Below are 18,333 nucleotides of genomic sequence, written 5' to 3'. Positions count from 1 at the left end.
CATGCCGATTACCTTGCAAAATGTCAGCCTCACGCTAGATAAGCTGGACATCTTAAATGACGTGACCGCAACGATTGCGGATGGTAGCTTCGTGTCGCTGATTGCGCCCAGTGGTGCGGGCAAGTCCACCATTTTGAAATTGTTGACCGGGTTACTGACGCCGTCCATGGGCAGGTTAGCGGTCGATGACCAGCCGATTACGGGACTCAACACCACGTTCAGTTACCTGCCCCAGGAAGACATGTTGTTTCCCTGGTACACTGTCGATCAAAATATCACGTTGTATCAGCGGATCAACCACCAACCCGTGGACCAGGAACGCGTCACCGACTTACTCACGCTCTGTGGGCTATTGCCCTACCGCAAGTTCCTCCCCCATCAGTTATCCGGCGGGATGCGGCAACGCGTCGCCCTGTTGCGAACCATGCTCAACCCGGCCGACTACCGCCTGCTGGACGAACCGTTCGGGGCACTGGACGCAATGACTCGGGGACTGATGCAGGACTGGTTACTGGGACTGCCGGCCGATTTGAAACGGACGACCTTGCTGGTCACCCACGACATCGAGGAGGCCATTTACCTGTCCGACCGGATTCTCGTGTTGTCGGCACGGCCGGCCCACGTGGTTCAAGACATCGCCCTGACACCGGTCACCCGCGACCGTGCCTGGCTGGCGACACAAGCACCACTGAAGGCGGAAATCTACGAACTGTTGCGTGCGGATTGTTTAGCAGCGGGAGAACACTTATAATCCACCATTGAACGTCACGAAAAAGGTCAGCGTATTTGAGAATTTCTCTCAAACACGCTGACCTATTTTTAATTTCAGTTAATTAGCCTTTACGCCATCCACCCGCCGACGCTCATCACGCTGACCTTACCGGCTGGCGTGACCTTCACGTTGTAGGTGTACCCCTGAATATCAAAATCCGATTGGGCCTTGAACTTCAGGTTCTTCGTGGTTTGCGTCACGGCCGTGGTCTGCTTGACCTTGCCCGTTGACGTCCGCGTCGTGAGCTTAACGGCCTTGCCGGCAACAAAATCGTAAACCGCCGTCTCACTGTTTTGCTTCAGGAGGGCAACCCGTTGGACTTGCCCCGCCTTCAGGGCAACACCGACCTTCACGTGGCCCGCCTTATCAACGGTGGTTAACGCCGTCGAATCCGCGGACAGGTTCCGGCCCAGTTCCCGCTTCAGTAAGTCGGGGTATTGCCCCTTGATCACAGCACTCTTTGGCAACCAGCCAATCGCCTTGCCATCAGTCGTTTCGAAGTACAAGTAGTGCTTCTTGCTGGTGGTCGTTAACGATTCGACCGCGTACAACGTCCGGTAGCCATACGTGTGACCGTAGTGGCTCGCCGCCGTTTGCCCTAAAGAATGGGCGGGCATGCTCCAGAAATCGTGGTTAGTCGTTGGCGTCCAGTAAGCCGTCTTCTTCACCGACTTCATGCTCGCAATCCGTTGATGAAATTTCAGCTTATTCAACGCGACATATCCCCCGACCAATTTCACACTGGCCTTAGAGGCGTTCGGCACAATCGTCCCGTGCGGCAACGACTTGGCACTTACCTGGGCTAAACGCACGTAGCGTTGCCCTTTGACGGTAACCACCTTGTCGACCGTCCACTGCTTCGCGGTGCTCTGATCCGTTCCCAACACGCTACTGTGCTTATACGCCGCGCGGGGATAACTATAAACCTTGGTGCCCTTGGCTTTAAACGTAAACACCCGTTGCTTCGGGTACGCGGGTAACGTGACCTTTTTGGCCGCACTTGCCGTCGTCACGCCGCCCCATAAACTCAGCCCTGCCACACTAGCCAGGATTAACTTCGCCCATTTCATAGTTGTCTCCTCCTATATCTATCCTCAACTTTTAAGTCCCTACTCCATCAGGCGTGAATAAAAATTCATCCACCACCCTTTTATGTCAAATCCATTGCTGGAGTTAACGATTACGCACGAGTAACGCCAAATTTTCCTTAGTCAGAGGATAGACTAGTGAAGCTAAACAGAAATTAGAGGTTCTGACCCTTTTCCCAAGCCGTCTTGGATAATAACAAGCCGTGCTTGACCAGGTCATCGAACAATTGATGCGTCCGTTTAGAAATTTCGCCGGCCGTTTCAGCGTTACTCTGCGTCAAGAAGTCCGTCGCGTCGCCCGTGATGGCTGCGTCGGTCGCTGCAACCCGGGAACGGGCGTAGGACTGGCAACCTTCACGGAAGGCATTGACGGCTTCCACATATTCGTGGAAATGTGGTTCAATGATAACAGATAACGTCTTATTTAGCCAGTAAACATTCTCAACATCGACGTCAGTAGTGGTGTTTTGGTAGTCCACCGGCGTATCCTTGATGTTGGTAAAGAATGGTACATAGGGTGCATAGGCGAAGAAGCCCATGGCAATCCATTGAATCGCCGCGTGATTGGCCGGAACATCATTTCTAATTTGCAAAATGGATGAGCATTGGTTCCGGTCCATGGCGATTGGCCGGTACTTCTTCTGGTCGTCAGCCGAGCCGGAAGCGTAGGTGCCAAATGGATCGTAAGGCGTGCCGTTGTAGTGGGAACTCAAGAAGAACTGGACGTCTTCAATCGCTAATTTCTTAGCGGGTACCCGGGTAAACAGCATGTCTTGGTCGGTCGGCTGTTGGTCCGTAATTTCTGGATTGAACAGCTTTTGGCCGTACCAGGTCCGTGGCGTGTTGTAGTAAGCATCGTCTTCGCCGTGGGTGCCAAAGATCTCGCGGAAGTTAAAGCTGCCCGGTGTCGGGTTCAAGTGATTCTTTTCTACGAAGTCGACCAGGTCCGTGGCAACCAAAAAGTTGTCGGTATCATTAAGGTCGACCTCTTGCATCAACGTCTGGTTAGGCGCGATGGCATAGCTATCTTCTGGCAACCGCATCGCGGCCCAGTGGTGACCACCGGCCGTTTCAAGATACCAAATTTCATCGTTATCGTTAAAGGCGATACTGTTGCTTTCGCCAGTCCCGTACTTTTCGAGCAGGGCACCCAGGCGTTGGGCCCCTTCTTTAGCGCTCTTGATGTATGGCAGAACTAAGGTAACCATGGCCTCTTCGTTGATGCCATCGTCAACCAGTGGGTCGTAGCCCAAGACGCGAGCGTTCGTGGCCGTGGTTTCGGTGGCACTCATCCCCACGTTAAACTCGTTGATCCCAGATTCTTCGTACTGGCCATCGCTCTGGTCGGCCTGTGGCGTGCCTGTGTAGCGGAAAGCGTGATCGGGTAAGGGAACGTTGACGCCAGTAGTAATTGACGTAAACGATGCGCCCGGTTGGTCCGTCGCTGGGTGGACCACAAATTTAATTGGATTAATCGGGCCGTAACCGTCCTCGTTACGCGCCACAATGGTAGAACCGTCAATACTGGCGGCCTTACCCACTAAAATCTCGGTACAATCGGAACTCTTCTTCAACATTTTGTTGTTCCGCCCCCTTTCTTACCAGTATAGGATTAAGTTTTGATTAGAGCCAGAGGTTTCCCAAAATATTCCTAGAAATTCAGGTGGTGGCTGGCACCCGTTCCCGGCGGCGGGTTCAAGGTGCCCTGCTGTGGGGGCCGGCTCCAGCCTGAGGAACGGTCTTCCGCCTCGCCTTGAAATCACGCTAAGAAACGCGTGTTTCCAAGGTCGCCCCATGCTCTAGGCTGAAAAAGGCCTCAGCCAAGACCATCGACACAGCTGAGCACCTTGACCCGCCTCTGGTCACTCACACAATCGTTGGCCTTTCTAGGAACATCGTTGGCCCTGGCTCTAATCAACTCACCGACTTTTCTTGCTGCCTCCGGGATAGTGAAAATAGGCCGGAATGCTGTAGGCGGACGACGGAAGCCAAAGAGCGGTCTTCCCCCTTACTTTGAGCCACTAAGAATCGCGTCTCAAAGATACCAATTGCCTAAGCGGCCTAGCCGGCCACTAAGGCAATTCCTACGGCTAAGCCTATTTTCACCATCCCTGCGGCTACACTTTGTTTAGCCCCAGACACACAACGGTTCTCTGCCCTTAGTCACGAATTGTTATATTCTAAATATTTCAGCACTCTGTGGACTCACCAACTGGATCTCAACTGTCATTTCTACTCCAACAGAAAAAAAGAGCCCAGCCATAACGACTGAGCTCCTCCATATTAACGTTTAAGGGTAACCATTCGGTACAGGCCGACGGCAACAATCAGCAGCCACACGACCGTGAATCCCGTCACTAACCAGTCCGGTAGGCTGTGGCGACTGAGGTCAACGATCACCGCCGCCAGTACCATGATGCCGATGGGCACCCACCTAATTTTTCGTTTCATTTTGATCACCTATTTTTACCGCCACAACGTCTCATCCACTAGGAATTGATTAGAAATTCCGCTGTTCGCGGGTGATTGTGTTGGCGTCGAGACGATGGCGAATGGCCTTGGCAATTTCCGTGACCACCAGGACCGCGACCCCGGCCATGATTGGGATGCCCCAACCGTAGAAGAAGTTGACGGACGTGGTGTGGAAGACGCCCTGCATCGCTGGCCAGTAAATGATCATGGCTTGCAGCAACAGCAGGATGCCGACAATCACGAAACTCATCTTATTTCTGAAGAAGTACTTCGACAGCACAGGGTGGTCATTTTGCAGGTTGAATAGGTAGAAAATCTTCCCGAAAATAATCACGTTCAGCGTCATGGTACTGCCGATGACAGCAGAGAGGCCTTGGCCCGTTAAGAGGTCGTAGGCAAACATCCCCAGCCCGGAAATCAGCAACGACACGTAGGTGACTTCGAAGACGTCTAGCTTGGAAAGAATCCCCCGCGTCACATCCCGTGGTCCCCGTTTCATAATGCCGCTTTCGGCCGGTTCGAAGATGAAGGCAAACTGAATCGTCAGGGCCGACACCATGTTGATCCACAACAGTTGGGTTGGGAATAACGGCAACTCCTGGTCCATCAGGATACTCAGAACCACAATCAACCCTTCGGCAAAACTGGTTGGGAGGAGGAAGCGAATCGTCTTCCGAATGTTATCGAAGACGTGCCGCCCTTCCCGAACCGCGCCCAGGATTGAGGTAAAGTCGTCATCGGCCAGCACCATATCGGCGGAGTCCTTGGCAACGTCGGTTCCCCGAATTCCCATGGCGACCCCGATGTCGGCCTGCTTTAGGGCAGGGGCATCATTGACCCCGTCACCGGTCATGGAAACCACGTGACCACGGGATTGTTGGGCCTTCACGATTCGCAGCTTATCGGCTGGCGTCGTTCGGGCAAACACGGTGTATTTATCAATCTGTGACGCCAATTCGGCATCGCTCATCTGGGCCAATTCTGGTCCGGTAATGGCGCGCGCCTGCTCGGACAGGTTTAACTGTTCGGCGATGGCGGCGGCCGTTTCCGGGTCATCCCCGGTGATCATCTTAACCTTGATGCCGGCATAACGTAACTGCCGCACGGCATCGGCTACCCCAGGACGTGGGGGATCAATGATACCAGCCATTCCGGCCAAATGGAAGTTCTGCCCAACTGGCAGGTCATCGACCTCGTCGGCATCGGCGGCAACCGGCTGATACCCCAAGGCCACCACCCGTTTACCCTGTTGCGTTAACTGAGACAAACGTTTTTGCCAAGCGTTTTCGTCGACGGTTCCGCCCTGTTCTTGCATCAACCGAATCAGCGTTTGTGGGGCCCCCTTGACCAACAGGTAACGTTGGCCGCGGTAGTCGACCAGCCGCGCGGAGTACCGGATGGCGGAGTCGAATGGTAGGGAATCAATTTCAGCTGGATCTGGGTCGGCACCGACCATCTTGTGGTAGAGCGCGGTTAAGGCCCCGTCGGTCGGTTCCCCGGTCAGCACCCATTGGCCATCTTCCTCATGGAATTCGGCATCGGAGGTCTGCCCGGCAATTTGGACCAACCACTCCAGGTCACCGTCGGCTTGCCAGTCGACGTCTTGACCCTCGTCGTTTTGAATCTGACCCGCGGCATCGTAGCCCACCCCGGAGACGGTATAGGTATCCTGCGGCGTTAAAATGTCGGTCACGGTCATTTCGTTCTTGGTCAACGTCCCGGTCTTATCGGTGTTGACGATGTCGACGGCCCCCAGTGTTTCCACGGCGGGCAGCGTCTTCACGATAACGTTTTGCTTGGTCATGGCCTGGGTCCCCATGGCGAGGACCACCGACGTGCTGGCCGGTAAGCCTTCAGGCATGGACCCCACGACCATCGTAATCACGGCGATTAATAATGTTGGCAAACTGTAGACGTGGGTAATCATCCCCAGGACAAATAGCAGCACGGCCGCAATTAAAATGGCGATGGATAAGCCTAAACCTAAACTGTTTAAGTTTTTCATCAATGGTGTGGTCTGTTGCTTAACTTCGGCAACATTTTGTTGGATATGACCAATTTCAGTCTGCGTCCCGGTCACGGTCACGATTCCTCGCCCAGAACCGTTGGTCACGGCGGTTGAGGCAAAGGCTTGGTTGCTTCGTTCGGCTAATGCGAGGTCCGCCACGTCTAAGGGGTCTTCGCCCTTTTCCACGGAGTCCGTTTCACCGGTCAAGGCCGACTCTTGGATTTTTAAGTTATCCGCGTCGATCAACCGCAAGTCGGCAGGGACGGTATCCCCGGCTTCCAGTTGAACGATGTCCCCCGTTACCAGCTCACGCGCCGGCAACGTTATTTTCTGACCGTCACGAATTACGACGGCCTCGGAGACCAGTAGGGCCTTGATGCGGTCCAAAGCATTATCCGCTGAGCGTTCCTGGAAATAACCAATAAAGGCGTTCGCAACGATCACTAACCCGATAACAATGGAATCGGAGTAATGGTGCATGAAGAACGTCATCAGGGCAGCCGCCGCTAGGATGTAGATGATGGAGTTGTTAAACTGCTTCAAGAAGCGCAGCAGGTTGGATTGCTTCTTGGCAGTTAACTCGTTGGGACCATTTTGCTTGAGCCGCTTTTCGGCCTCGGCGGTGGTCAATCCCGCATCTTCATTAGTGGCAAAGTCGACGAGTAAGGACTCAGTCGAGCGTTGCCATAGGGGCGACTGCTGGCTGGGTCCAGGGTCAGTGGTTTCTGCTTCGGTTGGTGTGGTAACTGTTTCTTTCGGGTCTTTCGACATGTAAATGGGTCTTCCTTTCTATTCCTGAAAATTCAGTTTAGCGGTCGGGAATCGGGAATGCAGCGTACGGTTGGTGCAAGGCGTCCACCTCCAAATCTCATTTTTAGTTAATTAATTTTACCAAGTTTTCATGAAAATTGCATCCCATTAGAGTCGATTGCAACATACTTTTAATAATAGGATGAATTGATAACGGTCACAATCAAAAGGTGGCCTGCTTCCGATACTAAAATTGGCTATCCTAATCGATGTAGTATACTGACTAGGGAGACTGGTTCTGACCAGTCATGATTAACATCTGAAATTTACCAGCGTTAAAAAAGGATGACTACTATGAAAGCTTGGACGATTACGGGGCCCGCACCCCACACATTAGATGACTTAAAATTCACGGAAGTGCCCGAACCAACGCCGCAAGACGATGAGGTCAAGGTTTACGTGCGCGCCGTGGGCCTCAACCCAGCAGACTACAAGGTTATCGAAGGCAGTAATACCACCGATTCCCGTGTGGTTGGCATGGATTGTGCCGGCGAAATTGTCACGGTCGGCGCCAACGTGACGGACTGGTCCGTGGGTGACCGCGTGATGTACCACGGGGATTTGCGCCGCGCCGGTAGTTTAGCTGAGTTTACCGTGACCACGTCCCTGAGTCTGGCGCCGATTCCCAGCAACGTCAGCTTTGAACAGGCGGCGGCCAGTCTTTGTGGCACCTTGACCGCCTATCAGGCCCTCTACCGCAAGGCTAACCTTTCCGAACTACCGACCGTCTTAATCCACGCCGGTGGTGGTGCCGTGGGGTTAGCCGCCCTGCAGTTTGCCCACGACCTACACTTAAGAACGATTGCCACCACGTCCGCTAGAAAACGGCCGCTGGTCGAGCGCGTTGGCGCAGACGTCATCATTGACTACCATGAAACGGACGTGACCAAGGCAGTTCTACAGGCCACGAACGGTCTCGGGGTTGGCCTGAGCCTCAATACCATTGGTGGCGAAGAGCTCGCAGCCGATACCGACCGCATGGCCTACAATGGCCAAATCATCGCCATCGGTGACGGAATGCCGGCACACCTGAACCTAGATGACAAAGCGTTGGGCCTAACGCGGTCCGCGCTCGGCGGCGTCTACCGCTCAAACAATCCCCAGGAGATTGCCGACCTCGGTTTCATGGCGGGTGTCGTTGGTCAGAAATTAGCGACCGGTGAATTCGACCCGGTCATTGACCGCGTCTTGGCCTTTGATGATGCAGCCGCTGGCTTGAAAATGCTCCAACGTGGCGATAACCTGGGTAAGCTTGTCGTCCGAGTCGCCTAATTTATAACAACTAAAAAGAGCCCACACCCGCATTTTCTGCTGGTGTGAGCTCTTTTCGTGAGGTGCTATTCAGCGGTCAGGTTGACCGTAAAGTTCGTCTGCGGCCGGCCGACAACGACTGGCTGGGCCACAAAGTACTGACGGATCAGCTCCGCCATGTCGACATTGACCTCGCGACAGACCTTGTCCGGCGAAAACATCGGGTAATCCCCGCCCCCATTGCCACGATACTGATTCATCGCAATGGCTAACGTCTGCGTCGCTTCGACCGGTTGTCCGTGATACATCAGCCGCGTCACGCGCCGACCGACTGGCTGAGTCAAGTCGAAGTGATAGTCAATACCGCTGTAAATATCGTAATTGTACAGCGCCAGTTTGGGGGTCGTAAACGCTGGTGCCACGCCAACCCGGCCATCTTTAGTGACGGTAAAGAAACTGGCACACCGTTCCAAGGCAGCTCGCAACTCGGCCCCCGTCACCCGCTCGACGACCAGCGTATTGGCGTACGGGTAACTATTGAGGAGTTGGCGCAACGAGACCTGTTCACCCAAGCCCCGGACCTCGTCGTTAAACAACGCCGTCGCCGCAATGTCCGTCTGACCAGCAGCCATCTCAACCGTGTTGATAAACTGGAGATAGGGGTGACCACACAGCCGTGCCGCCATTGGATCAGTGACTGCCAGTGATTCACCGGTGAGCTGGCCGACTGGTTGATCCAGCCAAGTTTCAACTTTCTCTTGGATAGGTGCCACTAACGCAGCCATGGCACTATCTGGTTTAGCCGTCGCCGTCGTCAGTAGGGTGGCCGACCGGTCGACTACCTGCTTTTTCTGATTCAGTGTTAGTGTGATCTGGCCTACCGCAATCCCCTTTTCACCGGGCTGCGTCGTCGGAATCCCACGATAGACGCCCGCCAGTTGTCGGTGCTGGTGACCGGTCACTAACGCGTCGATCCCGGGAACATCCGCTAAGAGCTGAGTCCCTTCGTTTTCGCCCGTCAGTCGTTCTGTCGGCTGCCTAGTCGCCAGGTCCGCTTCAAATCCCCCGTGATAGGCCACGATGACAACATCGGCTAGTGCCCGCAGTTGCGGAACAATGCGCTTGGCTGTGGCCAACGCAGACGTGAAGGTTAATCCCGTTAGATGGTCCGACCTTTCCCAAACGGGAACGTAGGCGGTGGTCAGCCCTAAGATGGCAATCTTGATGCCCCGTTCTTCAACAATCGTGTACGGGGCATCTAAGATTCCCTGCGTAACACCACCTTGAATGTTGGCACCCAGCAACGGATAGTTCCGTTGGCGTTCACAATTTCGCAGGTAATCTAAGCCATAATTGAATTCATGATTGCCCAGAACCCCCGCATCATAGTGAATTGACCGCGTCAGTTGGGTAAACAGTGCTTGCTGGTCAGCCGACTGCTGGGCCAGATAACTGGCAAATGCGGACCCTTGAATCCAATCCCCATTCTCAATCGTGATGACAATCTCATCCGACGTCGCCCGTTGCTGGACCTCTTGAATGACGGTTGCCGCCTTCAACCACCCATAGTCCTGGTGGTCATCCCGCCGGCTATAGTTCGTTGGCAACACGTAACCGTGAACATCACTGGTCGATAAAATTTTGACTTTCATTTAAATCAGCCGCTTTCGTAACTGTTCGGACAGGGAGTCAATCAAGAGTACCATGATAACGATGCCTAACAGAATAATCCCGACCTTGGGCCAGTTCCGCGTTTGAATGGCAAAAATCATGGGCGTCCCGATTCCCCCAGCCCCCACCATTCCCAGGATGGAGGCGGACCGAACGGCAATCTCAAAACGATACAACGTATAGGAAAAGAACTCTGGCAGAATGGTTGGTAGCGTTGCTAGGCCAAATACCTGACCGGGACGGCCACCCGCACTCACGATGGCCTCTTCCGGCCCCCGATTCATGTTCTCAATGGCCTCGCTAAAGAGCTTGCCCAGCATCCCAATCGAATGAATGCTAACGGCCAAGACACCCGCGTAAGATCCCGGTCCCACGGCCTTAATAAACATAATCGCCAAGACAATCTCGGGAAAGGTCCGGATCAACGTCAAGACAACTTTCCCACTCCCTGAGCGTAGGAAGAAACGTTCATGGTCACCGCGAGCCGCCCAAAAGGCAAAGGGCACACTGATAACTGCGGAGACAATCGTCCCCAGAAAGGCAATGGCCAATGTTTGCAAGATCAAGGAAACCAGGTCCTCACCACTCCCGTCATACACGTACGACCACTGGGGATGGACCAACCCGGCCATAATGGACCGTGAGACGACACCGGCTGATTCCTGGAGACCGGTGAACTTCAACCCACTAATCGTCCAGTCATATAGCGCACCAATCACGACGACCCACAAGAGCCAGCGCCACCGTTGCCAGATACTTCGTGACGGCTTTTCAATCAACGTAGTTATCATTAGAGCAAGACCCTCCTCAGGTGATTACTGATGCCGTCAATGACTAATACCACTGCCAGAGTAGCCAGAATAATGACAGCGGTTTGGCTGTAATTAAATTCACTGAGTGAGCGCTGAAGAAAGACCCCAATCCCGCCGGCGCCCAAGTACCCCAAGACGGTCGACGCCCGCACGTTGATTTCCAACGTGTAGAGAAAATAACTCACAAACTGATTGAGAATCTGTGGCAACACCGCGTACCAAATAATGGTGACCTTGCTGGCACCCACGGAGGTCAACGCCTCCAAGGGCCCCATATCAATGGTTTCGATGACTTCATAGAAGAGTTTGGAAACCATCCCAAACGAGAAAATGGCTAAGGTCACGACCCCCGCCGTCGAGCCGATACCAAAAACAGCCACAAAAATAGCCGCTAATAAGAGATCGGGTAACGTCCGAACCAAATCCAAAAATAACCGGGTCAATCCCCGTAAGAACCGATTGTGAATCAAATTACTGGCACTCAAGACGGCGAACGGCACGGCAAACGCCGCCCCAATCGTGGTTCCCAGGATTGCCATTTGAATGGTTTCCAACAGTGGCCGAACAATCACATTGGCATATTGCCAGTCTGGATGTGACATCCGCACTAGCAGATTCAGAAACTGCCCGAAGTTACTGAAGAACATCCCCACGTCGACTCCGGTCATCCGCGATGATGTCACCAATAGAACCAGCAGCAGGCTAGTCACAACGATGCCCTTCACGTGCCACCGCTGCATCCACGAACGCCGTGGGGCTTCTGGAATACTCATGCCTGAACCGCCTCCGTCACATAGATCTCATTCAGGTCGGCCTCAGTGACCTCACTGATTGGCCGATCATAAACCAATTGGCCCGCCTGCAGCCCAATGATTCGATCCGCATACTGCCGTGCCAACGGAACCGAATGCAGATTGACGATGACGGTGATATTGTCCTCCCGGTTTAACCGTTGAAGGGTATCCATCACAGCCTTGGTCGTTAGGGGATCCAACGACGCCACGGGTTCATCCGCCAAAATAATCTTCGGCTCCTGCATCAACGTCCGTGCAATGGCGACGCGCTGCTGCTGGCCCCCGGACAATTCGTCCGCTCGCGTGTAGAGTTTATCGGCTAAATTTACCCGCTGTAAGGACCGGACAGCCATCTCGCGGTCCGCCTGGGTAAACAGCCCACAGAGTGTCTTCCAGGTCGGGTAATAGCTTACGCGGCCAGATAAGACATTGCGTTCGACACTCGAACGATTAACCAAGTTAAACCCTTGAAAGATCATGCCAATTTTACGTCGTAATAGGCGTAAGGCCTGACCTTTGTACGCGTGAATCGGTTCGCCATCAATCTTGATTTCACCAGAGGTAATCTCATGCATCCGATTAATCGTGCGTAACAAGGTACTCTTTCCCGCACCTGACAACCCGACGACCACCAAAAACTGACCTTGCGGAATTTCAAGATTGATATCCTTCAATCCGACAGTCCCGTTGCTATAAATCTTATTCACATTTTTAAAAGAAATAATGGGTGCTTCTACCATTTATTCGTTCCCCCGTAAAAAAGTAGCAAGGTGCCAGAAACGCGCTACCCTACTACTTTTTACCATCCTTGACGACTAGACGTTTAGATTCAGCTGCTGGAAGCCGCCTACTTGTCTAAGCTCTTAGCCTTTTTATCATATTGGCGAATAATATCAAAGTTACTGTCCTTAGAATCGGCGTAGCCTTGGTGTGAGTACACACTGGAAATAATGTCATGGCCTTGCTTGGTCTTGGCAATTTCCTTAAAGGCGGTCGCAATCTTCTTTTGCCACTTCTCGCTCATGTCGCCACGCGCAGTGATAGTATCGTTTGGAATCTTACCCGTGGTGTAGATTGGGACAACCTTACTCATGATGTCCTTCTCATCCTTCATCACAATGTTCCGGGCACCTTGGAAAACAAAGGCGGCATCGGTGTTCTTGTTGTAGACGGACAATACCCCTTGGTCATGACCCTTAACGGTGACGGTCTGAATGCCATCCTTGTTGATGTTGACCCCATGGTCCAGCATTTCAACGGCGGGATAGATCCACCCGGCAGTTGACGTCGTATCTTGAACGGCAATCTTCTTGCCCTTCAGGTCCTTGATGGACTTGATACCACTATCCTTACGAACCAAGATTTGTGACCGGTAGAAGTTCACCAGTTCCTTAGTGGCCTTGTCGTTAGGCTCACTGACGCCATACCGCTGTGCTTGCAGCAGAACCTTGTCACCATATTGCTTGTGCGCTAAGACGTAAGCATCAGGTGGCAGGAAACCAATATCAACCTTCTTGGAACCCATGGCTTCAACGATCGTGTTGTAGTCGGTTGAGACGCTCACCGTCACCGGGATCCCCAGTTGCTTCTTTAATAACCCTTCCAGTGGCTTGGCCTTAGCTTCGATGGTCCCCGCATTAGATGACGGCACAAATTCAACCGTTAACTTCTTTGGCGCGTAAGCTACTGACTTGGAACCTGCACTACTGGATGCCTTCCCACAAGCGGCTAATGTCGCTGGCAAAATCAATAGCGTTGCCATAATTAAGAGCAATTTCCCCTTACTCTTCAAATGCATCGCATTCACTCCTCAAATATGTATTGTTTTTCTCTAGCAAGTTCCAGTTTAGCATAGAATACGAACGAATCAATGATTATGTTATTTATAGTTCGTTATTAACTATTTTATATTCAGCAAAATCTGATTAATAGCCACTACATTTCGTAACAAAGGAACATTAATCATCCTTTTTCCGAACTCATTTATCAATTTCATGCAAAAAGAACCGGATTTCCAATCAATCGCTTCCCAAAATAAACCCGAAAAGTTTTTTGACGGCCGCCTTTTTTCTGAATATGTATTCATGCATCTCCTCATCGGCCAAAACCGACAGCGCCGGATCGGCCACTTCGTTTACAATATGACTCATTAGAAACTAGTGGCGTTGAAATTGTAATATTACAAATCGTCAAATTCGCCCGCAAGCCTTGATTTCTCTGTTATAGTAAATATGTCGTAAACAATTGCTTAACAAACTAACGACAAACTAAAGCTTTTTTGGTAACAGCGATTAAGGTACCCGGAAAATGCCTTAATTCTGTCTGTCCCCAATTGAATAATTAACCTTATTGAATCAGACTAAATCCCAGTTCGATTCAATGAGGTTAATTTTTTTGCCCATTTTTCCACCAAAAAAGGACGGTCCTGACTGGATTGCCCTCATTTTGTCTGCCTATTCACTTACGCAATCCACCAACGGTCCTCCACTGGCCAATAGACAAATCCTAGCTGGTAAACCTTAATGCCCAAACTGTTTTGATCAGACACGGGATAACCCGTTGTCCCCAACAGACCTGGTTCCGCTACCGCCGGATCCGCGGGTGAATAATCCAGGTAATGCGCCTCACGCAACGAACTGCGGTCTGCACTGTACGTCCCGACGACGGCCGGATACGGGGAGTGATACCCCGCCACGAACAGCCGCGCGCTGGCCTGTGGTGCCAAAAGACACAGACACGTTAGGCCAGCCACGATGCCGCCGACCCATTTTGTCGACCGTCCGAAGGCCAATTTCAGCTTAGCGGTTGCCAACACCCAGCCCGTAAACAGTATGAGCCCGGGAAGAATGACTGCCGCATAACCGCTCAGCCACTGACTAGAAAGAACCGTCAGGGGTAACAGCGTTGCCGTGATCAGTCCATACCCGCCCGAGAAAAAAGCGAACGATCCCAGAATCAGGACCCAGGGGGCTAGTAGTAACAAGACTTCGCCCACCAAAATCACGATTGCCCAGCCCGACTCACTATTATTCCCGTTAATGGCGACCCAGCCCACGGTTCGCAACCACCACAGACCGTAAAATCCAAGCATGATGGCGCCTCGTTGCCACAACATTTTTTGTTTCATAATTGACTCATCTCATCTACATTTATTCGCGATACTCGCCGGGCCCCGTCAAGGTCGTTGCCAATTGCTGCAAGACCTGCAGTAGCGCAACCTTGTCGGCGTTTGAATAGTCCTGTAGTTTATCGCGTAAAGCAGCTTCTCTGGCAATTTTGATTTGTAACAGCGCCCGTTGGCCTTGGGGGCTCAGTGTGACCTGCCGAATCCGCTGGTCACGCCGCTCGACCTCCACGAGCCATCCCGCTGTGACTAGCTTATCGACCTGGCGACTGATGGACGAATGATTCCGCCCAATCTGGTTGGCCAGTTCGCCAATACTGATTCCCGGTTGGCGACCGACCCGCACAATGATTGGCAGGGCGGCCGGTTCCAGCGAGATGTTGGACTGCTTTAGCAAACGTCGATCTTGCTGGGGCTGATTGAAAAACGTCACGATTTCAAAGAGTGCTTCAAAAATTTCATTATCCATGTTGTCATTATACCAGAACCATGCTAAGATGTGTGCATATTGCACCATTAACTTTAAGGAGACCCATTATGACGAAAAAAATTGGCTTAATCATTGGCTCCACGCGTCCCAGTCGAATCAGTCCCAGCATCGCGACCTGGCTCCAACAAAACGTGGCCCACGACAGCCTAGACATTGATCTCATTGACTTGGCAGACATCCATCTGCCCTTCCTGGATGAGGCAGCCATGCCTTCCGACAACCAGTACGAACTGGCGCACACTAAGCAATGGAGCGCGTTGATTCAGGGTTACGACGCCTTTATCCTGCTGTTCCCGCAATACAATTGGGGTTACCCGGCGCCACTGAAAAACGCCCTCGACACACTCTACTGGGAATGGCGCGGCAAGCCCGTCAGCCTAGTTTCTTACGGCGGTCACGGTGGTTTTCAAGCGGCCCTAGGCATGCAACTAGTGGTTCGGGGATTGAAGATGCCCATCATGACCAACAACCTCCGCATCGATTTGAAAAAGGATGCCTTGGACGAGAACGGTCAATTCAAAAACACGGATGACGCCTTAGCCCCCTACGCCTTCTCTGCCCAACAGTTGGGCGCAGAATTTGCGCACGTCCTTGCCGACTAATCTAATCGCAACTCAAAAAGCAGCGTGTTCGGAATTTTTTCCGAGCGCGCTGCTTTTGATTGCACTGAGTTTTATTTAACCTGCCCCTACTAGATTCCGTGGACGCCCCGCTCGCTACCAGCGTCGGCGAACTAACGCCACGTCAGCGGAGCCGGAGGAGGATAGACATGGACCCACTGTGTCGGTGGTGTTAGACCGAGCGTTTTTTCTCGGCCTTACACCACGGGACGAGCTTGGAGACTCGTGTACTCCGAGGCTCAAAGTCGAGCTGGAAGACCGCTCCACAGGCTTCCAGCGGTCCCCACAGTGGGTCCGTGTCTGTCAGCCGCAGGCGCAGCGAAGGGAAACGTCAGTCCACCGTAAGCTCGTCGCGAAGGGCGGTCATGGTGACGAAATCGTCAGTGAAGATGCCCGCCACACCCTTTCGAAACAGTGCCGCGGCTTCCTTCGGATCATCCACGGTCCAAATCCGTTCATCCCCGGGCACGTCGTCTTGGTAATGGCTCAAGTGTAGCCCGGCCAAATGCTCGTTGGCCACGAAGGCCCCGGCATTTACGACCGGCTTGCCCGTCAACCAGCAGTAAGCCTCGTTGGGCGCCAGTTTTTGACAAGTCTTCAGCGTGGGTAAATGAAACGAGGAGTAGATCACTGGATGCTTTAACGGAGTCGCGTGGACCATTCCCATCACGATTTTTTCAATGTTGGGGTACTGAATCTTATCGGTCTTAAACTCCAGGTTTAACTGAACATCGTGGGTCCCGACCAGCGTTAAAAATTCAGCCAACGTGGGAATCGGTTCATTTTCAGCTAAATGAAATTGGCGGAGCTCCGCTAACGTGTAGTCGTGGATGTACCCAGTCCCATCGCTGGTCCGGTCGAGGCGCTCGTCGTGCATGATCACGGGTACCTGATCCTTGGTCAGATGCACGTCAAATTCCAAGCCCTCGATGCCGTGGTCCAGGCCGTAGGCGAATCCCGCCAGACTATTTTCTGGAAATTTAGCCGGGTAGCCCCGGTGCCCAAATACTAACGTTTTAACTGTCATTTTACCGCTCCCTATTGCCATTTTATTTTTGCTTATCTCAGTAGCCGTTCGCACGATTATTTCCCTGAATGTACGCGTTCATCGACTTTTGAGCTGTGGCCAGTGATTTCTGAATATCACTCCCATTATAAATCTGTTCCATCGCCGTTTGGGTTAAGTTTCGTTCCTGAATCAGTCCCTGTAGGAAAATCCCGGAATTGGTGGCATTTGGCGTGGCGGCCCGTAATTGTTCGCCAGGCACCTTCGTCGCGGGCAACTTCTTATAGAGATTCTGCAAGACGGCTTCCTTCTGTGAGTCTTTGTTCAAGGCCAGGTAGCCGGTCGCAACCTGCCACTGGGCTTGGCTCTTCGCCGTCATCAGGTACTTGATGAACTCCCAGGCGCCCCGTTGGACGTTGCTTGGTTTATCATTTGAAATCCAGAGTGACGCGCCCCCAATGGCGACCCCGTTACTCTTCTGACCATCCGGATGTGGGTAGTAGGTGATACCCAGCTGATCCTGGTTGCCAGTGGTCAATTGCCCGATTGAGGCGGAACTTTGCATGAACATCCCCAACCGACCGGACAGGAAGCTGGCCGTTTCGTTGTTCTGCGCGTTGGCACCCGCGCCGTAGTTCACAAAGTCTCCCTTCTTCAGGTTATCCTGAATCCACTTCATGGTCTTGACGGTGGCGGCGTTCGTGAAGTTGACGGCGGTTGGGGTCCCTGCATGGCCATCTTCCTGGTTGGCCAAAGAGACGCCAGCATTGGCCATGAACTGTTCAAACAGCCAGCCATAAATCTCGACCGTCATCCCTTGGACCTTCTTGTGGGACCGGTCCGTCAATTGCGTGGCCACCCGCGTAATGTCACTGTATGACGGGTTGACCGGGGGTGGTGTGATCTTATATTTCTTCAGCAGCGTGGCATTGTAGTACAACACGGGTTGTGAGGTGTTGAACGGCATGGAGAGTTGGGTCCCCTTGTTCGCGTAAAACGCCCGCGCCCCAGCGGCAATCTGGTTCACGTTGTAATGGTCCTCGTCAATGAACTTCTGGACGGGCGTGGTGTAGCCCGTATGGTGAATCTGACTGGTCGAAATGTCCATCGACTGAAAGACCGCCGGCGAGGCATCGGTGCCATGCGTATTGATAATTTTCTGCACAGCCTCGTTGTAGTTGCCTTCAAACTCCGACACCACTTCATACTTGCTCTGCGACTGGTTGAAATCCTTCACAAAGGTATTCAACTGTTGCTGGGCGGGTCCGGTCATTTCGTTCCAGAAGACCACCTTGGTCCGTTTAGCCCCCTGGGCCTGGGCAGCGGGTTTACTCATGACCGACCACCCGGCAAAGGCAGCAATCACGGCGACCAGAATCGCCCCCAGAATCAACAAGCGTTGCTGTGATCCATTT

Annotated in this window: 16 protein-coding genes; 3 read left to right on the top strand and 13 right to left on the bottom strand. The window is 52.8% G+C overall.

Translation table 11 applies throughout. From position 1 onward, the window contains the following. The first annotated feature begins 1 nt into the window (after position 1). Complete coding sequence (locus tag EKM84_RS05040) at positions 2–751, top strand: ABC transporter ATP-binding protein (RefSeq protein ID WP_125764302.1); 750 nt, start codon at positions 2–4, stop codon at positions 749–751. Positions 752–840: 89 nt separating this feature from the next. Here EKM84_RS05040 and EKM84_RS05035 read toward each other — a convergent pair whose 3' ends face one another. The 4 genes from EKM84_RS05035 to EKM84_RS05025 all read right to left on the bottom strand — a co-directional run bounded on the left by EKM84_RS05035 (position 841) and on the right by EKM84_RS05025 (position 7,111). Continuing rightward, complete coding sequence (locus EKM84_RS05035; protein ID WP_125764300.1) at positions 841–1,842, bottom strand: GW dipeptide domain-containing protein; 1,002 nt, start codon at positions 1,840–1,842, stop codon at positions 841–843. A 173-nt stretch (positions 1,843–2,015) separates the two neighbouring features. Continuing rightward, on the bottom strand, positions 2,016–3,437 hold the full coding sequence (locus EKM84_RS05030) for a C69 family dipeptidase (protein ID WP_164511315.1): 1,422 nt from the start codon (positions 3,435–3,437) through the stop codon (positions 2,016–2,018). 706 nt (positions 3,438–4,143) lie between these two features. Further along, positions 4,144–4,311 (bottom strand): hypothetical protein, encoded by a 168-nt coding sequence (locus tag EKM84_RS14135; RefSeq protein WP_164511314.1) that lies wholly within the window; start codon positions 4,309–4,311, stop codon positions 4,144–4,146. 49 nt (positions 4,312–4,360) lie between these two features. Continuing rightward, positions 4,361–7,111 (bottom strand): HAD-IC family P-type ATPase, encoded by a 2,751-nt coding sequence (locus EKM84_RS05025; RefSeq protein WP_125764298.1) that lies wholly within the window; start codon positions 7,109–7,111, stop codon positions 4,361–4,363. 333 nt (positions 7,112–7,444) lie between these two features. Here EKM84_RS05025 and EKM84_RS05020 point away from each other — a divergent pair, with 333 nt between their 5' ends. Continuing rightward, positions 7,445–8,422 carry a zinc-binding dehydrogenase gene (locus EKM84_RS05020; protein WP_164511313.1) on the top strand — a complete coding sequence of 326 codons (978 nt, stop codon included), beginning with the start codon at positions 7,445–7,447 and terminating at the stop codon, positions 8,420–8,422. Between the two features lie 65 nt (positions 8,423–8,487). On the opposite strand, the gene EKM84_RS05015 is transcribed toward EKM84_RS05020, so the two are convergent. The 7 genes from EKM84_RS05015 to EKM84_RS04985 form a co-directional block, all read right to left on the bottom strand. Continuing rightward, positions 8,488–10,053: a bifunctional metallophosphatase/5'-nucleotidase gene (locus EKM84_RS05015; protein WP_125764294.1), complete on the bottom strand. Its 1,566-nt coding sequence runs from the start codon at positions 10,051–10,053 to the stop codon at positions 8,488–8,490. Beyond that, positions 10,054–10,863 (bottom strand): phosphonate ABC transporter, permease protein PhnE, encoded by an 810-nt coding sequence (phnE, locus tag EKM84_RS05010; protein ID WP_191988066.1) that lies wholly within the window; start codon positions 10,861–10,863, stop codon positions 10,054–10,056. Next, the gene (gene phnE, locus EKM84_RS05005) at positions 10,863–11,657 is read right to left on the bottom strand and encodes a phosphonate ABC transporter, permease protein PhnE (RefSeq protein WP_125764292.1); all 795 of its coding nucleotides are present in this window, start codon (positions 11,655–11,657) and stop codon (positions 10,863–10,865) included. The genes phnE (EKM84_RS05010) and phnE (EKM84_RS05005) overlap by 1 nt, the downstream gene beginning before the upstream one ends. Next, complete coding sequence (gene phnC, locus EKM84_RS05000; RefSeq protein ID WP_125764290.1) at positions 11,654–12,418, bottom strand: phosphonate ABC transporter ATP-binding protein; 765 nt, start codon at positions 12,416–12,418, stop codon at positions 11,654–11,656. The genes phnE (EKM84_RS05005) and phnC overlap by 4 nt, the downstream gene beginning before the upstream one ends. Before the next feature lie 107 nt (positions 12,419–12,525). Continuing rightward, a complete protein-coding gene (locus EKM84_RS04995) occupies positions 12,526–13,476 on the bottom strand; it encodes a phosphate/phosphite/phosphonate ABC transporter substrate-binding protein (protein WP_125764288.1) in 951 nt (316 codons plus the stop codon). 663 nt (positions 13,477–14,139) lie between these two features. After that, positions 14,140–14,805, bottom strand: a complete 666-nt coding sequence (locus EKM84_RS04990) for a hypothetical protein (RefSeq protein WP_125764286.1) — start codon at positions 14,803–14,805, stop codon at positions 14,140–14,142. Positions 14,806–14,827: 22 nt separating this feature from the next. Next, positions 14,828–15,319, bottom strand: coding sequence for a MarR family winged helix-turn-helix transcriptional regulator (locus EKM84_RS04985; RefSeq protein WP_225418145.1), 492 nt, complete (start codon positions 15,317–15,319; stop codon positions 14,828–14,830). A gap of 20 nt (positions 15,320–15,339) precedes the next feature. Between EKM84_RS04985 and EKM84_RS04980 the strand changes: the two genes are divergently transcribed. After that, entirely contained in the window at positions 15,340–15,894 is a 555-nt protein-coding gene (locus EKM84_RS04980; protein WP_125764284.1) for an NADPH-dependent FMN reductase, read from the top strand. Positions 15,895–16,243: 349 nt separating this feature from the next. Here the strand turns inward: EKM84_RS04980 and EKM84_RS04975 are convergent, their stop codons facing one another. After that, positions 16,244–16,939, bottom strand: coding sequence for a glycerophosphodiester phosphodiesterase family protein (locus tag EKM84_RS04975; protein WP_125764282.1), 696 nt, complete (start codon positions 16,937–16,939; stop codon positions 16,244–16,246). Between the two features lie 37 nt (positions 16,940–16,976). Further along, the gene (locus tag EKM84_RS04970) at positions 16,977–18,254 is read right to left on the bottom strand and encodes an ABC transporter substrate-binding protein (RefSeq protein ID WP_404819567.1); all 1,278 of its coding nucleotides are present in this window, start codon (positions 18,252–18,254) and stop codon (positions 16,977–16,979) included. Positions 18,255–18,333 lie beyond the last annotated feature (79 nt).

The sequence above is a fragment of the Levilactobacillus mulengensis genome (assembly GCF_003946045.1).
Taxonomy (GTDB): domain Bacteria; phylum Bacillota; class Bacilli; order Lactobacillales; family Lactobacillaceae; genus Levilactobacillus; species Levilactobacillus mulengensis.
The sequence above is the reverse complement of the archived record's forward strand: the minus strand, read 5'-3'. Positions and strand labels throughout refer to the sequence as shown.

Bases quoted from the DNA above. Each gene is read 5' to 3' on its own strand.
- EKM84_RS04995 (WP_125764288.1), bottom strand. From the start codon at position 13,476: ATGCATTTGAAGAGTAAGGGGAAATTGCTCTTAATTATGGCAACGCTA.
- EKM84_RS05040 (WP_125764302.1), top strand. From the start codon at position 2: ATGCCGATTACCTTGCAAAATGTCAGCCTCACGCTAGATAAGCTGGAC.
- EKM84_RS05015 (WP_125764294.1), bottom strand. From the start codon at position 10,053: ATGAAAGTCAAAATTTTATCGACCAGTGATGTTCACGGTTACGTGTTG.
- phnC (WP_125764290.1), bottom strand. From the start codon at position 12,418: ATGGTAGAAGCACCCATTATTTCTTTTAAAAATGTGAATAAGATTTAT.
- EKM84_RS05030 (WP_164511315.1), bottom strand. From the start codon at position 3,437: ATGTTGAAGAAGAGTTCCGATTGTACCGAGATTTTAGTGGGTAAGGCC.
- EKM84_RS04985 (WP_225418145.1), bottom strand. From the start codon at position 15,319: ATGGTGCAATATGCACACATCTTAGCATGGTTCTGGTATAATGACAAC.
- phnE (WP_125764292.1), bottom strand. From the start codon at position 11,657: ATGAGTATTCCAGAAGCCCCACGGCGTTCGTGGATGCAGCGGTGGCAC.
- EKM84_RS04975 (WP_125764282.1), bottom strand. From the start codon at position 16,939: ATGACAGTTAAAACGTTAGTATTTGGGCACCGGGGCTACCCGGCTAAA.
- EKM84_RS04990 (WP_125764286.1), bottom strand. From the start codon at position 14,805: ATGAAACAAAAAATGTTGTGGCAACGAGGCGCCATCATGCTTGGATTT.
- phnE (WP_191988066.1), bottom strand. From the start codon at position 10,863: ATGATAACTACGTTGATTGAAAAGCCGTCACGAAGTATCTGGCAACGG.
- EKM84_RS04970 (WP_404819567.1), bottom strand. From the start codon at position 18,254: ATGAGTAAACCCGCTGCCCAGGCCCAGGGGGCTAAACGGACCAAGGTG.
- EKM84_RS05020 (WP_164511313.1), top strand. From the start codon at position 7,445: ATGAAAGCTTGGACGATTACGGGGCCCGCACCCCACACATTAGATGAC.
- EKM84_RS05025 (WP_125764298.1), bottom strand. From the start codon at position 7,111: ATGTCGAAAGACCCGAAAGAAACAGTTACCACACCAACCGAAGCAGAA.
- EKM84_RS04980 (WP_125764284.1), top strand. From the start codon at position 15,340: ATGACGAAAAAAATTGGCTTAATCATTGGCTCCACGCGTCCCAGTCGA.
- EKM84_RS05035 (WP_125764300.1), bottom strand. From the start codon at position 1,842: ATGAAATGGGCGAAGTTAATCCTGGCTAGTGTGGCAGGGCTGAGTTTA.
- EKM84_RS14135 (WP_164511314.1), bottom strand. From the start codon at position 4,311: ATGAAACGAAAAATTAGGTGGGTGCCCATCGGCATCATGGTACTGGCG.